At 54.8% G+C, this 16536-nt stretch carries 6 protein-coding genes; all 6 read left to right on the top strand.

The annotated features are described in order from the left end of the window. The first annotated feature begins 39 nt into the window (after positions 1 to 39). The gene (locus B5G09_RS09770; protein WP_087405011.1) at positions 40 to 3249 is read left to right on the top strand and encodes a glycoside hydrolase family 2 TIM barrel-domain containing protein; all 3210 of its coding nucleotides are present in this window, start codon (positions 40 to 42) and stop codon (positions 3247 to 3249) included. Positions 3250 to 3500: 251 nt separating this feature from the next. Further along, positions 3501 to 6719 carry a TonB-dependent receptor gene (locus B5G09_RS09765; RefSeq protein ID WP_162608261.1) on the top strand — a complete coding sequence of 1073 codons (3219 nt, stop codon included), beginning with the start codon at positions 3501 to 3503 and terminating at the stop codon, positions 6717 to 6719. Between the two features lie 18 nt (positions 6720 to 6737). Then, on the top strand, positions 6738 to 8834 hold the full coding sequence (locus B5G09_RS09760) for a RagB/SusD family nutrient uptake outer membrane protein (RefSeq protein WP_087405009.1): 2097 nt from the start codon (positions 6738 to 6740) through the stop codon (positions 8832 to 8834). Positions 8835 to 8857: 23 nt separating this feature from the next. Then, on the top strand, positions 8858 to 10105 hold the full coding sequence (locus B5G09_RS09755; RefSeq protein ID WP_087260464.1) for a DUF5017 domain-containing protein: 1248 nt from the start codon (positions 8858 to 8860) through the stop codon (positions 10103 to 10105). Positions 10106 to 10129: 24 nt separating this feature from the next. Continuing rightward, positions 10130 to 14170, top strand: coding sequence for a hybrid sensor histidine kinase/response regulator transcription factor (locus tag B5G09_RS09750; RefSeq protein WP_162608260.1), 4041 nt, complete (start codon positions 10130 to 10132; stop codon positions 14168 to 14170). A gap of 113 nt (positions 14171 to 14283) precedes the next feature. After that, complete coding sequence (locus B5G09_RS09745; protein WP_143256529.1) at positions 14284 to 16485, top strand: hypothetical protein; 2202 nt, start codon at positions 14284 to 14286, stop codon at positions 16483 to 16485. The last annotated feature ends 51 nt before the right edge of the window (positions 16486 to 16536 follow it).

Raw genomic sequence — 16536 nt, 5'->3', positions numbered from 1 at the left:
ATGGCTACTTTTGCAACGAAAACCTAAAATCGACCGATTATGAAGAGACCCTTTTCGGGTGCGATTCTACTGACGACCATGGCCATGTCTGCGCAGGCGCAGGTGCCGTTCGATGGTCAGGAGAACTATTACACGCCACCTTTGACCGTCGTTCAATCCGTTTATGAGAATCCATTGATCACCTCACTGGAGCGGGAGCCCTACGCGGCGACCTCCATCTCTTTCCCTGATGAACAAAGCGCGCTCGGAATCGATATTGAGTCCTCTCCGCGGTACAAAAGTCTCGACGGAGAATGGGACTTCAAGTTTCTGGAATCCTGGAGCCGGTACGACAGCACCTTCTTTCGGCGGCCTGCCGGAGCGGATTGGGACCGTATCCGGGTTCCCTCGACCTGGGAGGCGCTCGGGTACGGCGAGCAGGTCTATTGCGGCGGAGGTTATGAGTTCCGGCCCGTTAACCCGCCGTTCGTTCCCCGTGAAAAGAACAACATGGGACTCTACAAGACCCGCTTTACGCTTCCCGACGGGTGGGAGGGCAATCGGATCCTGCTTCACTTCAAGGGGATCCGCGGCGCCCACTTCGTCTATCTGAACGGAGTGCAGATCGGTTACAACGAGGACGGAGCCCTGCCGTCGGTCTTCGATGTCACGTCATATGTGAAGCGTGCGGGCGAAAACGACCTGTCGGTTCAGGTGCTGCGGTGGAGCGACGGCTCCTATCTGGAGGATCAGGATCACTGGCGTTTTCATGGTATCTACCGAGGAGTTTATCTCGAGATGAGCCCGACGTTGTTTCTCCGCGACTTTGCCGTCGAGACCCAATTGGATTCGGCCTGCCGGGATGCCGTGTTGCGTATTCGTCCCGTGGTAGCCTCCACCGAACGGATGACACTCGACGGCTATCGGATCCGGGCACGGCTCTACGGCGAGGGCGAGGAGTCTCTGGCCGAGATGAGCGACGGATTGTTCAAATATGCCGCCGAGAAGTATCAGCACAACTACCATCTGGGCAAGTATCTGGAGATCCCGGTTTCGGCTCCGCGGCTCTGGAGCGCCGAGACGCCGAATCTCTACAAGTTGACGTTGACGATTCTTGCTCCCGACGGCTCGACGGTCGAGTCGCGTAGCTGCAACGTCGGCTTCCGCAAGATTGAGTTCATCGGCGGTGAACTCTATGTCAACGGCAAGCGTGAATTCGTCAAGGGGGTCAATCGCCACGAACACAGCGCCTGGAACGGAAAAACCGTTTCCGAGGAGGAGATGATCCGCGACATCAAGTTGATGAAGCGACACAATTTCAATTCGGTCCGCACGTCGCACTATCCCAACGATCCGCGCTTCTACGATCTGTGCGACCGGTACGGACTCTACGTCATGGACGAGGCCAACGTCGAGACGTGCGGGGCCGATGCCGAACTGTCGAACAATCCCGTCTGGCTCCACTCCCAGATGGAGCGTGTCGCCGGCATGGTCATCCGCGACAAGAACCATCCGTCGATCATTTTCTGGTCGCTGGGCAACGAATCGGGCTTCGGACCCAACCATGCGGCACGGGCGGCATGGGTCAAGGAGTACGATCCGACGCGTTTTATTCATTTTGAGGCCTATCTGGCCAACGGCGGCTCGAAGCAGTACGGCTATGGCCGGGACTTCATGTTGACGAACCGTCCAAAGGTCAATCCGCGCGAACCGATGGCCGTCGATCTGATCAGTACGATGTATCCTTCGGTGGAGGGAGTGATCGAGCTGGCGACGCAGACCTTTGAGAGCCGGCCCGTCATCATGTGCGAATATGCCCACGCCAAAGGCAATTCGGTAGGCAACTTCCGGGAGTACTGGGAGGCCATCCGCAAATACCCCCGCCTGATCGGAGGGTATATCTGGGAATGGAAGGACCAGAGCATGATCCGCTACGATAAGGATGGAAATCCCTACTTTACAGCCTTGACGGCTACGAACGGTCTTTTGTGGGCTGACCAGCGGCCCAAACCGTCGATTCTGGAGTGCAAGCAGGTTTGTCAGCCGATCCTCTTTGGCTGCGATCCGGTGGCGAGACGTCTGACGCTCAGAAACGATCATAACTATACGGATCTCTCCGACTATGCGCTTGCGTGGGAGTTGCTTTCGGACGGACGGACAGTGGCGCGGGGAAACTGGCCCGTCGTTGAATGTGCGCCGCAGGACTCCGTGACACTGAAGTTGCCGTTCGATCCGGCCGGGTACGACGGCGAACTGCTGCTCCGGCTCTCGGCCAGAACCCGTTTTGATCGGATCTGGGCGCCGGCCGGCTTCGAGGTGGCGTTCGAGGAGTTTATGTTGCGGGAGGATCGGGTCGTACCGCCCTTTGCCGGAGGACTCCGCACGAAGGGTCCGCTCACGCTCGATCGGGATGGAGCACAAGTCACCGTTGCCGGCCGCGGCTTCACGATCGGTTTCGATGCCGCACGGGGCACGATGACCTCGTGGCGTGTCAGCGGCCGGGAGCTGCTGAAATCGGCCCCGCAGTTGAATCTTTGGCGGGCGCCGTTGAACAACGACGGCGACTATCTGCCCCGCATGCGGCGCCCGATCGTCAAGCAGTGGGCCAAAGTCGGCCTGGATTCGCTCGAATATCGGTTGCTGGATCTGACGACGGCCGAACGGGACGGGGCGGTGGTTGTGACGGCCCGCAAACGCGCCCAGGCCCCGGGCAATGACAATTGGGTGGATTATGTCGAGACCTATACGATTCATCGCAACGGGACGGTGGACCTTTCCGCCGATCTGACTCCGGTGGGAGACGACTGGGTCTCGTTCGCCCGCGTGGGTTACCTGCTGACCATCGACGGACGCTATGAGACGATGAGCTGGTATGGCTACGGCCCCGAGGAGGCTTATGTGGATCGTCACGACGGAGTGAAACTGGGTATTTATTCCGGACCGGTTGAGGAGCAGTTTGTCAACTACGTCTATCCGCAGGATAATGGCAACAAGTACGGCTGTCGCTGGGCGCAGCTCACGGAAGAGAGAAACGGTATCGGAGTCTATTCGAAAGAGGGGCTGATCCAGACTTCGGCCATGCACTATACCCAGGAGAATCTCACGCGGGCCGTGGACGCAAGCCAGCTGGAGCGGATCCCCGACATCGAGTGGCGGATCGACAGCCGGATCTACCCGATCGGAAACCGCAGTTGCGGACCGCCGCCGCTGGACAAGTACCTGCTCAAGGCGGAGCCCTGCCGGATTTCGTTTACCTTGTGCCCGTTTTGAAACCGGAGGGAGAGCTCCCCGAACATTGGGGAGCTCTCCTTGTCCGAAGCCTGTGAACATTGATACGAAAATGGTCGGATCTGCGATTTTTTTACCGGTTCATCCACGTGCCAACCCTTAAATTTGTTTCACAACTTCGGATTATTAACTCAAATCTCTAACCTATGACTTTAAAACTACTCAAAATCGCAATAGGGGTTTTTCTGACCTCTTTTGCCCTTCAATCCGCAGTAGCTCAAAACTCCTGGAAGGTGAGTGGCGTGGTCCGTGACCCCTCGGGGAATCCGATCGTGGGAGTGACCGTCTACGACAAGAACAAGCCTTCGAATGGCGTGGCCACCGACAAGGAGGGTAAATACACCCTGCCCGTCACGGGCAAGAGCATTCTGGTCTTCTCCTGCCTGGGCTACGAGTCCCGGCACGAGGCAGTCAATGCCCGGACGAGTCTCGACGTGGTGCTGGACGAAGAGGTGAAGGCCGTCGACGAAGTGGTGGTGGTCGGCTATGGAACCGTTGCCAAACGCGATCTGACGGGCGCCGTGGGGCGGGCAGATGTCGAGGCGATCCAGAAGACTGATGCGGCGAATCTTTCGGAAGTGCTTGGCGGCCGGATCGCCGGTCTGAACATTATGGCCACGGACGGGGCTCCCGGTTCCGAGGCCTCGATCTCGATCCGCAGCGGCGGCTTTTCGCAGGATTCTGCTCCGCTCTTTATCATTGATGGCTTCCCGATCGAGAACTTCAGTCTCAATACGCTTGATCCGCAGAGCATCGAGAGTATCGACGTGCTCAAGGATGCCTCGTCGATCGCCATCTACGGCTCCCGTGGTGCCAATGGCGTGGTGATTATCAACACGAAGCAGGCTCGGGCCGGACAGCCGCGCGTATCGTACAACTTCAACGTGAATGTCTCGCTGCGTCCCGACTTCATCGACATGATGTCGCCCTACGACTACGTGAAGCTGCAACTCGATCTGGAGTCTCTTGAGGAGAACCGCACCTACATGCGCGATCGCTATCTGGGTTCGCCCGACGAGAACGGCGTGCGCCCCCGGACGCTGGACTATTACAGAGATGAAAAGGGTAACGACTGGCAGCGGGCCATCACCCACAATGCCTTCTCCCACAGCCACAACATCAATATTTCGGGCGGGAATGCCGGCACGAAGTACAACGCCGTGTTCGGGTATACGGATCAGAACGGTTTGGTGATCAATACCGGGATGGAGCGCTACACGGCGAAGGCCTCGTTGGAGCAGCAGTTCGGGCGGCGGTTCAAGGTCACACTCATGGCCAACCACTCGTCGACCGTCACGCGCAGCAATACGGCCTTCAACCAAGCGCGGCAGTTCTTCCCTACGACGGGATTTCTCGATGTGAACAGTTTCATCGAGGAGATGGAGCAAATGCTGGCCGAGGGGACGCTCGATGAGTCGGGCATCGACTACGGAGCACTCATCACGCCGCTCCAGCAGGCCGAGAACGAGTATGACAAGCGCATTCAGCGGCAGACGATGATCAGTGGCAAGGTTGAGTGGAAGATCACCGATCATCTGACCTTCACGCCGTCGGTCGGACTGACGATGACCACGACGCGTCGCGATCAGTTCTACAACAGCCAGACCCGTCAGGGCATGATCTTCAAACGCTACAACGGGGTGATGGTCAACTCCAAGGGGATCAACGCCAACCGGAGTGTCAACGACGTGAAAAGCCTGCTCAACGAGAATATCCTGCGCTATAACCGGACCTTCAGCCGCGATCACAAACTGGAGGTCATGGCCGGTTTCACCTACCAGTACAGTGAGTGGAATCCCTATGCCTTCAGCGTCTCGAACATCCCGCAGGCCTTCGAACACCTGAAGATGGATCGTCTCGATCTGGGAACGCCCTACGGCAAGATTACGTCCCAGAAGTCGGCCAATCAGCTGGTATCACTGCTCGGGCGTGTCAATTACACGTTCCGGGACAAATACCTGCTCACGGCGTCGATCCGTGACGACGGCTCCTCGAAATTTGCCAAGGGACACCAGTGGGGTATCTTCCCTTCGGGTGCTTTTGCGTGGCGGTTCACCGAAGAGCCCTTCATGCAGTGGATCACCCCGGTGATGTCTTATGGAAAACTCCGACTGACGTATGGGTCCGTCGGTAACAACCGTAACGTCATGGACTACGCCTATGCCATCGAGTTCAACGCTGGAGACAACATGTACGAGTATCCGACTGATGCGCTTTCGCAGCAGACAGGATACGGCGTCGTCCCGTTCTTTTACGCTAACAAGGAGCTCACGTGGGAGAAGACCCGCGAATTCAATGCCGGTCTGGACCTGACCTTCTTCAAGGATCGGATCTACCTGAGTGTCGACGCTTATGTACGAAATGTGACCGACATGCTGATTCCCAAGTCATTGCCTTATTATATGGGCTACATGAACGGAGCCAATACCCGGGTTGAGAATGCCGGTTCTATGAGTATCAAGGGCTTGGAGATCACACTCAATACACTCAACGTCAAAAAGGGACGTTTTTCCTGGAAGACGGACTTTACGCTGAGTTACGTGAAGAGCCGCATCAAGAGTTTCGAGCGTGGCGCCGATCTGATGACTTATATATACAATGGATTCAGTCCTAATCAAATCTGGCTGGCGCAGGCCGGGGCCTCCTCGTCGCAGTTCTACGGATTCGTTTTCGACGGTCTCTATCAACTTAGTGATTTTGAACAGGATGCGCACGGCAATTATCTGCTTAAACCCGATGTTGTGGGCTTCAAAACCGTGTCGGGAGGTTATCGTGTACAGCCTGGCGATCCGAAATACCGCGATTTAAACGACGACGGTGTGATTGACGACAATGACCGGACGATTCTGGGCTCGCCGCTTCCGGTGCTGACCGGAGGCTTCTCAAACACCTTCACCTACGGGAACTGGTCGCTGAACGTCTTTCTGCAATACAGTTTTGGCAACAAACTTATCAATTACAACAAGGCTGTTTATGAATCGACGGGAAGTTACAACCGTTACTCGAACCAATATGCCGGTTATGCGAATTATTGGACACCGGAGAATCCCGATACGGATATCCCGCGACTGCTTCGCCCAACGGCCAAGGGTGATGTAGGCAATATCAGTTATGCACGTCTTTCAACCCGATTGATCGAGGATGCATCGTTTGTGCGCTTGAAAAACGTGGTGTTGAGCTATCGACTGCCAAAAAAATGGCTCAACAAACTGCGGATTCAGGGTGTTGCACTGAATCTCTCGGCTCAGAATCTTTTTGTCTGGACCAAATATACGGGTCAGGATCCCGAGGTCAACTCCTTCTATGGCGGAGGCAATGCCGCCGACTACAAGGGATTGGGATACAATACGATCACCAATTCGTCTCCCTATACGAGCCTCTCGGCAGGCCTTGACAACGCCCAGTATCCGAAGGCCATCGTTATCAGTCTGGGGGCCAACATCACCTTCTAAACCAATTATGTTACGGCAATGAAAGCTATTCTGAAAACGATACTGATCCTGGCAGCCGGGGCTTCGACGGCGTGCGATGCGCTGTGGGATCTGAACATGGAACCCGGCAAACCAGTCTATGCCGACCAGGGTATGAAAGGTACGGTTGAGGGAAACCTCACGGCTGCATACAGCATGCTGCTTTATGCCGAAGTGATGGGTGAATACTATTGGGGGCAGATCGGCGGCATGGATACCGATGAATCCTTCCGTTACAATGTCAGCAACCAGAACAACATACCGAATGCCCATAACATTGTCCCTTCGTCTACCTCCGTGCGGGAGTTCTGGAAGAATCTTTATAAGATCAACGAGTTCTGCAATACGGCCATCATGATGGCCGAAACGGCTTCGGATATGACGCAGACCGAGAAGGATGATGTTTGCGGACAGGCCATGGTGCTCAAGGCGTTCAGCCACTTCACGCTGGCTGTGAATTACGGCCCGGTTCCCATCAAAAGCGTGGCCTCTTATGAGATGGGGCTCGATACCGGGTTGGAGCGTGCTCCCCTCAAGGATGTCTGCCAGTATGCGCTCGATCTGTGCCGCGATGCCATTCCGTTGCTCAAGTCCCTGGATCTGACCGGTAACTGCGGCGTCATCACCAAGTCGGCGGCCGAGGCGCTCTCGTATCGCATCGCACTGTACATGGCCTCGCATCCCGACATCCAGGATACGGACAAGTACAACGACGTCATCAAGTGGGCCGACGAGTTCATCCAGAACGGTCCCAACCGATTGAATACAGCTACGCTTACGGTGAACAACGAGACGCTTCCGGCCTATGCGCGTCTGTTCGTGAACAACATGCGCAGCGATGCCACCTGGAACAGCGAAAACCCCGAGGGAATCTGGTCGATCATGTTCTTCGCCAAGTCGGTCAATTCGGGCGAGTATCAGGGTGGGCGTTACAAGACGGCGCAGCGTCTGGGCAGCCAGATGGGTATTCCCTGTCCGGACCGGACGGCCAATTCGCCGATCGGCTACGCCGACCTGACCTATCGGGCGCTGAACAACCTCTACGACAAGTATGTTGGGTCGGATTCGAAACCCTATCCGGCCGGTGACTTGCGCCGCGACTGGAACATTCCGACCTTCTGCTACAAGAATGTCAGCAGCGACGAGCTGGCCGACGGCTATTCGGCCACGACCCGCTACGCCTATTTCAAGGTCTACATGCCGGAGGAGATCACCTGGGACCGGGAGGCGGTCTTTCTGCCGGTCATCGATCGGGAGACCTGGACCTATGGGTCGGGCAACCTGAAGACAATCCAACTCGAGGAGGGGGGCAGTGGATACACCAATGCCGCCGGGCAGACGACCTTTACGGTCGAGATTCCGCGCATCTCGCGTCCGCAGACCATGGCAAGCTTCAATAAGTCCGTGGGTGGTATCATCGGTTACAAGGCCGGCAATTCGCTCGATGCGACGACCGGCATGCAGCGGATCAACGCCTGCAATCAGAACGACGGCGTGCGGATCGAAGTTGTGGACGGAGTTGTCACTTCGGTTACGCGGCTCAACCCGTCGGCCGCCAACCTGGGAACGGGCTTTGCCATGGTCACTGAACGGGGAATCGGAAAGTGGCGCCGCGAATACGAAACCGATCTGCCGCCGATCCGCGAACAGTGGGTGACGGCATGTCATTTGCCCGTACTGCGTTTTGCCGATGTGTTGCTCATGGCTGCCGAGGCCCATCTGATGGGCAGCGAGGGTAATCCGGCCAAAGGCCTCGAATACCTGAACCAGGTTCGTCGCCGCGCCTACGGTGTGGATGTGAATACGCCGAATCCCGAGGTCGACTTTGCAACCTATGATCTGGAAACGTTGATGGACGAACGCTCCCGGGAGTTGTGTTTCGAGGGAATCCGACGAATGGACCTGATCCGCTGGGATGCCTATGTCGGATCCTACAATGCTGTCGGACGGGTGATTGAGAGCAATCCCAACCACTCCTATATCAACTATGCCATCGACAAGTTGGGCAGCGATTACGCCAAATACAGTATCCTGCCCATTCCTTCGGATGAAATGGGGTTAGCGGCCGATACGTTCTATCAGAATCCCGGATGGTAATCCAAAATCATGCAAAAACAACCATGAAAACACTGATCCATATTCTGTGTGCCGGAGTGGCCGGCATCGTCTGCTGCTCGTGCAGTGACGAATATAATGTCGATCCCATATCGGCAGTCAATCTGGATATCTCGGTTGACAATGACCTGCGCTTTGATGAGATAAATCAGGCTTATGTCACCCATCTGAACGATCCTGTCTCTTTCTCCTTTCGGGGCGATCTGGTCGATAATATTCTTTTCTATTCCGGTGAGATCGGACACGAGTACCGCTATCGGGATCGTGTGTATGCCGATCCGCAATGTGATCTGAAGCCTACGATCCTCATCCGGACGGGACTTTCGTCTCCACAGGCTGAAAAGAGTGCACGCTTTCGCTTTTTGGTCTCCCACGATTTGGAAGAGTATTCCGATCGGGCGGTTTCGCAGGCAACGTGGCTCGATGTGGGAGAACTCGATCTGCGGGACGGAAACAGAACCTCGTCCGATGTGACGCAGTATTATTATCCGACACTCGGCATTCAGAATGAAAGCGGGCTGACGGATGACTATACGGAGTGGCTCTCCGGTGAGTATGTTGTCTACGGAATCCAGGCCAAGAGCAATGAGGCTCAATATAACCGCTTGAAATTGCGTCAGTTTGATGTTTCGAACGTGGAGACTCGCGATTACAGTTTTACACTCGACGGCACTGAGGTCGTGGTCAAGAAGAGCCTCTCACACCCGATCTTTGAGGCGTTGTCGCCGTTCGATTCCAGTTTCAAGGTTACCAACGATGAGACTCCGGCCTGCTGGGCCTCGTATACCCCTTCGACCACCGTTCCCGAAGGAACCTCGGAGGTGGTTCCCAATTCGCAGCTCTACCGATGGAACGTAGCGGAGATGGGCCTGAAATACGGCGAAGGATCCGGTTATCCCTGGGTCCGGACCAATGCCGTGGGGCAGGATATCAAATGTACGTATGACACAGAAGTCTGGGAGCCCAACAAGAATATCGACCTCGGAAACGGCGTCATCGCCACGACGCCCACCGATGCGATGAAAAAACAGCCCAGTGAGTCGTGGTTGGTTTCACGGCGTCATCATGTTCGCCAGGTAAGCCGCGACGAGGTTTCTAGTTACGTGAAAATCAAGTCGATGAGCATGGTCTGGAATTTCAGCCATACATTCTTGGACAAGGGCCTTTATACGGTGACGTTCGTTCTCAATAACCAGAATCGGAACGAAACGGCAGAAAAGGTGGTGGAATTTAAAATAATTGTCATAGATTAGGACCGTGAAATGCCTCCGTTCGAGATGATGAGATCCCTTTTTGCCCTGCTTTTGTCTTTTCTGATCGCAGTTCCGGTTTGTGGCAGCACGAACTATTCGGTCAGCGACGGACTTTCGAACAGTTCGGTCAAGGCCATCTATCAGGACTCGATCGGTTACATGTGGTTCGGGACCAAAAACGGGCTCAACCGATTCGACGGATACGAATTCAGAACCTATCACTACCGGCAGGAAGGGGAGCGTCAGAAGAATGATATCGTCAGCATCCAGGCTGACCGTCGGGGCCGTATGTGGATCGGAACCTTCAATGGCATCACGCTCTTCAATCCCTACACGGGGACTTTTGTCGACTTGCGAAGCCAATACACGGGCGAACTGCCTGTGGGCGTGGTTGTGGGAATCTGGATTTCCGGGGATGACGAGATTTGGGTGGCAACCAAGCGGGGACTTTTCCGCTTCGGGAAAGAGCGCTGTGAACCGGTCGAACGGTTCCGCAATCTCTATATCAATTCAATGTCGCATTGCGGAGGGAGCGATATTATTCTCGATGTGATTGGCGAAGGCTTGTTGTTGTACGATACCGAATCGGGTGAGGTGCGGCCGATCTCCGAATACGGGGGCGATGTGCGGCGCGATCCCGTCAACTGCTGCCTGTACGACGGAGATGCAACTACCTGGCTTTTTGTCGAAGCGGGACATGTGCTCCGTTATGATCTTCATACTGGAAAGACCCGGAAAGTGCAGGTGAAAATTCCGGAGAAGCGATGGTCCGGGAATAACCAGGTGCACGCCGTGATCAAACTCAATCGCGACTCGCTGTTGTTGGCCGCCGACGCCGGGGTGATGGTCTTCAATACGCGGGACAGCATTGTGACCTGTTATTCTGAACACAATCCTCGGGGCGATCTGCGTGAACCCGATGCACAGGGCCGTATCATGTCGATATTTCGGGATCGTGACGGTTCGTTGTGGATCGGAACTTTTGAGGACGGGATCTCGTTCTACAATCCACGCCTCTATTCAATCGGATTGATTCGCCTGCGGGATGACGGGACCGACAATCCGGTTCGTGTCATTTCGGATCTTGTGGAGGTGAATCGGAAGTTGATCGTCGGCTATCGTCGGGGGATTTCGATAGTCGATCTTTCCGACGGGCGGATTTCAGACCTCGATCTGACCCGACTCATTCACAAAGAGGGGGCTGAAAGCGAATTGTTTCACCTCGCGGGGTTGTCCGACGGAACCATCCTGATTTACATTCTCAATGTCGGGATCTTTTCGTTCGATCCCGACCGACAGACTCTTGTTCAGGTTTATGAGGGAATTTCGTCGACCTCTCAGATCCGGACCATCGAGGAGGATGCGGAGGGTAATCTGTGGTTTGCGGCCGATGAGTTGTGCCGGGTCGACCGCCGTTCAGGAGCAGTATCCCGCGACCTGTCGACGAACTACAATGGATATACACGTTACATGCTCACGCAGGATATCTGTCGGGAGAAGAATGGCGACATGCTGGTGGGAACCCGGAACAACGGACTTTGGAGATATCCCTGTCAGCGAGGCTCAACCCCCGTATATTTCGAGACTGAACGAGTAGATCCGTCGATTCCCGATGACGCCAACATCAGCAAGATAGCCGTGGATGGACAGGGGCGTATCTGGATTGGGACTTATGATTCCGGCCTCTACATGTATGACAGTCGGAAGCGAAAGACCTGTCTGTTCAACGAGGAGAATGGACTGCCGCATAATACCGTGTATGGAATTGCCGAGGATGGTGATGGCCGCGTTTGGGTTTCGACGCTCAAAGGACTGTCGTTCATTGATGCAGAACGGCTTTCAGTCGTCTCCTATACGCAGGCCAACGGATATCCGCTTCGAGAAAATTCGAATCAGGCGATCCTGATGGCCTCCGATGGGAATATGTATGTTGGCGGAAATGGTGGTCTTGCCGTTTTTTCACCCCGGGAGTTGACCTCTTACAGGGAACATTCACCCCGGGTCTTTGTGTCTACGATCGAATCATTGAAGGGGGTGGATGATCGGGACCGGGCAACTTATGACAGTCCGGAGCAGCTTCTTAGGGTGCGCTTCCGGCATGCCAACACCTCGATCCGAATCAAGATCTCGACGTTGAACTATCTGTTTCAGCCGGCTTATCGTTATGCCTATCGGGTAGAAGGAGTTGATGACGACTGGAACTATACGGACCGAAACGATCTGATCCTGTCGAATCTTCCCTACGGGCGCCATTTGTTGAGGATCAAGGCATCGGACGAGTATGGCAACTGGAGTGACGTCGTTACTGAACAGATTTTTGTCATTGTGCCGCCTTTCTGGCTCTGTACGGGGGCTCGGATTTTCTACGGGATTCTGTGTGCGACTTTGTTGTTCTTTGTCTTCAAGTATTTCAATGACCGTCGGGCATCGAAGTATAAAAGACTTATCGATCAACTTGAAAAGGAGAATATCGAGAAGGCTTACAAACTTCGCATCGATCTTTTTACGCAATTCTCACATGAATTACGGACGCCTCTGACATTAATTACGGCTCCGACGGAGGATCTGCTCCGTGATGAATCGCTGCCCGAGCGGTTCATCTATCCAATTCGGCAGATTGACAAGAATGCGAATCGAATACTCTTGCTTGTCAATCAGCTGCTTGACTTCCGGAAGATCGAGAATGGCAATATGAAACTCCGGTTGGCAAAGATCGATTGCCGGCGGTTCCTTGCCGAAGAGATCGAGAATTTTCGTACGGCCGCAGACAAGCGCGGTATTGGATTCGACCTGAAGGTGGAGTATTCCCCGGATACCTTTTGGGCTGATGCGGATCTACTGGATCGGGTGGTTTCGAATCTGCTTTCCAACGCAATCAAACATTCTCCGGACAATGCCCGGATCGAGATTGGAACCTGTTGCTCTGAAGAGGGGCTGTTGCGTATTTATGTCCAGGACTACGGCGAAGGAATTGATGAAATTGACCAGGAGAAGATTTTCGAACCGTTCTATCAGGTCCCGACGCCTCGCAGGCTTCGCAGTTTTGGCAGTGGAATTGGACTGACACTTGTCAAGTATGTGACGACTCTTCACAAGGGTCGGGTCTGGGTTGAGAGCCGGAAGGGTGAAGGAAGCCGGTTCGTGCTGGAGTTCCCGCTGGGCTATGTACACTACCAACCCGACGAGTTGTTGTACCCTGTTCCGGATATTGATTTGCGTGAGACAATTCAGCCGATTTCACGGAAGGAGGAGATCCAACCGGTTCCGGCAGAGGATCCAAAGTTGATAGAGGAGGTGGAGAAGAAAGAGTCTCCTGTTCTGCTTATTGTAGAGGACGACGAGGAGTTGCGGAACTATATCCGCCGCAAATTCGAGAAAAACTACCGGATTCTGGAGGCGGCCGACGGCGTGGAGGCCTTCGAACTGGCGCGGGCCCATATTCCGGATCTGATCCTGAGCGATGTGATGATGCCCAACATGAATGGGGTCGAACTTTGCCGCCGAATCAAGGAGGAGCTGACAACGGCCCACATTCCGGTGATTCTGCTGACCGCCAAATCGGAGAAGGAACAAATCGAAGAGGGATACCAGGCCTTGGCAGACGACTATATGCTCAAGCCTTTCAGTAGCAAAATACTTCGAGTAAAGATCGAGAGTCTGATCGCCAATCGGGCGAGATTGCGGGAGCTCCTTTCGGCAAGTCTCAAACAGACGGATTCAGTCACGGCAGAGACTAAAAGCGAGGACCCCTTCTTTCGAAAATTGGTCGAACTCATCAAGTCACGGGTGGAGATTACGGACCTTTCGGTCAATGATCTCTATCCGGAGATGGGCATCAGCCGGGCACAGTTCTTTCGTAAGGTAAAGGCTATTTCGAATCTTTCGCCGAACAGGCTGATCGTGAGTATCAAGATGAATATTGCGGCCGATATGTTGCGTGAAGGCCGGCTTACCGTTTCCGAGGTGGCCTACAAACTCGGATATACCGATCCGTCCTATTTCAGTAAGGTTTTCAAGGGTACCTATGGTATCTCTCCTTCGGATTACCTCCATAAAAATGCCTGAAAATACGTCTTGACCGGTCGATTGAGACGGAATTACCCGGATTTGATATGAATTCAAGGATTCCAAGGCGTCCGATTGTGTAGCTTTGTTTCGGAATCCAAACTACTACCGTCATGCAGAACCTATTCTATCGGCATTTTGTCGCTTTGGGGTTGTGTGCCCTCGTCGGGATCTCCTGTACCAAGGCTCCGGAGGATGAGCCGGGAGCACCGGCCTCGGGAGAAAACTATCCAGACAAATACATCTATACCAATGCCGTTTTTTCGATGGACGAGGTGCCGTCGGACGAGCCTTCGTCTGATATTGCAGCCCGGGAGAGCCGGCTTGTCGCCCGGAAGACGACCTTTTTCGCTAATCTCGACCAGGCTATCGCCAACGGAACATTGAGTCAGTGGCTCTCGACTTATCACAAGGAGTTCACATCGGAGACCGATGCCGCAGAACCCTATACAGTGTTGGCGCAACTGCTGTCGCGGATGTCGGAGTACACCCCGGCGCTCAAGCCGGCACTGGTCGAGTTGCTTCGAGCAAAGATTCCGCACAATATAGAGGTCTATGAGGCGGAGGCCGCCAAGGATCGTGCGGCGGGCTACGACGGCTATCCGCGTGATCTCAATACGGTCCATCCGGTGCGTTATGCGCTGGAGAGCGCTTATGCGCTGAAATTGCTCGACTGCTACGATGCAGAATCAGAAGCGTTGGTTAAGCAGTTGATCGAGGATTGTGTCGAAAACCGGGCCTACTATTTTGACGGGACCTACCTGACGAGCGGTTACAACAAGGAGATTTTTGCCGTGGATATTGCTTTTTGGGTCAAGATGCTTTACGGCGATCAAACCTATCCGCTGACGGTGAAGACCTTCGAAAATGTCTGGACGAACGTGACCGTCACCTCTTACGACGGCGATAATTCGCCGCACTACGATTCGACCACGGGTTTCTATCTGATTCTGCGTTGGGGTCTGCTTCTGGGCCGGGAGTATGATCTGGCTGCATCGCCCCATATCCGGCGGATCATGGACCGGATGGCGAAGACCGTGATGAACTCGGGACAAAGCGGCAAGTTCGGCAAGTCGATGGAGAATCTCTATTCCTCGAACAAGGAGCTGGCTATCGACGGAGGACGGCTCTTGTCGTGGGATCTGAAGGTGGGTTACCGCCTTTATAATGATCCGAATTACCTTTATATCGCCCGTAAATACGAGGATCTGCGTTTCAATTCGCGGAATGTCTCGCGCTGGAAGGGGAGCATCTATGACCTGTGGCCCGAAGGAATCAACTACGAAGGGCAGACGGCTCTTCCGACATCGGATTTCGGGACGGTTCATGTCACGGAGCGGATCACCTCGCAGAACGGGGTGATGCTGGGCCGTGGCGACGCCAACTACAAGACCGTGCAGGACAAGATCATCCTCTCGACGGGCCGCCACCCGAACTCGCCGAGTATACTCATCGACATGAGCTATACGCAGTCAAAGGCGGCCTACGACCACCGGATCGGCATCACTACCTATCAGTTCATGTCGGCGCACATGGCGACTGTGCTGGGGCGTCCGGGCGAACCGTTCCGGATCAACCGCCCGATGGTCGCACCCGTTTCGGTTGCCGATTTTCCCGTGCTGAAGGTCGAGCAGGGCGATGTCTGGCCCTCGTCGGCTTACAAGGCGGTGATGGGTTACGATGAAAAGACCGACTATGCGATCGGCGATTACCGTGCCGCGGCAATCTGTTCCTATGCGGCCTGGTGCGATATAGCCTATACTAAATTCGAGTATGAGGGGGTGAGTGCGCGTCGGCAAATCGTTTTGTTGAACAATGGTATGGCAATCGTTTTCGATCGCTTCGAAAATCGCAGCGGAATGCCGCTGAATGCGGCCGTGACCTACAACCTGTGGCCTTCGATCGAACAGCAGGGTGAGCGTTGGGTGATGCAGACCGGCCATGTGCCGACTACGGTTTCGGTGCCGGCCGTTGCGGAGATCCCGACTGCTTTCTTCTTCCCGCAGACTGCCACCTCGACGCGAATGCGGGTCGAGACCGATGATTTGTGCTCGAGCTACGAGCGAGGTAAGACCCGGATTCTGGTGCTGGAATCGACCGAACCTCTTCAACCGGGAGAGACCGCTGAACTGTTGGCTCTCATTGTTCCCGTCAAAAAAACGGAGAGTATCGGCGCATTCCTCGACAATGTCGAATGCGAGGCTGTCGACGAAGGGTATCTGCTCTACCTGCCTTCGCCGGCAGATAAGGCCGACAAGATCGTTTTGCGCCGTGACGGAGCCCCCGTAGTCAACGATATGATCGTCGTGCAATGAGACGATCTGACCGGAGATTGAGATTTTTTGACCCGGAGTCACCGGGATACG

The organism is Alistipes sp. An54 (assembly GCF_002159375.1).
Taxonomy (GTDB): domain Bacteria; phylum Bacteroidota; class Bacteroidia; order Bacteroidales; family Rikenellaceae; genus Alistipes; species Alistipes megaguti.
Note: the sequence above shows the minus strand (reverse complement) of the source record. Positions and strands in the feature narration are given on the sequence as shown.

Coding starts and splice junctions, on each gene's coding strand:
- B5G09_RS09745 (WP_143256529.1), top strand. CDS start 14,284: ATGCAGAACCTATTCTATCGGCATTTTGTCGCTTTGGGGTTGTGTGCC.
- B5G09_RS09760 (WP_087405009.1), top strand. CDS start 6,738: ATGAAAGCTATTCTGAAAACGATACTGATCCTGGCAGCCGGGGCTTCG.
- B5G09_RS09750 (WP_162608260.1), top strand. CDS start 10,130: ATGATGAGATCCCTTTTTGCCCTGCTTTTGTCTTTTCTGATCGCAGTT.
- B5G09_RS09770 (WP_087405011.1), top strand. CDS start 40: ATGAAGAGACCCTTTTCGGGTGCGATTCTACTGACGACCATGGCCATG.
- B5G09_RS09755 (WP_087260464.1), top strand. CDS start 8,858: ATGAAAACACTGATCCATATTCTGTGTGCCGGAGTGGCCGGCATCGTC.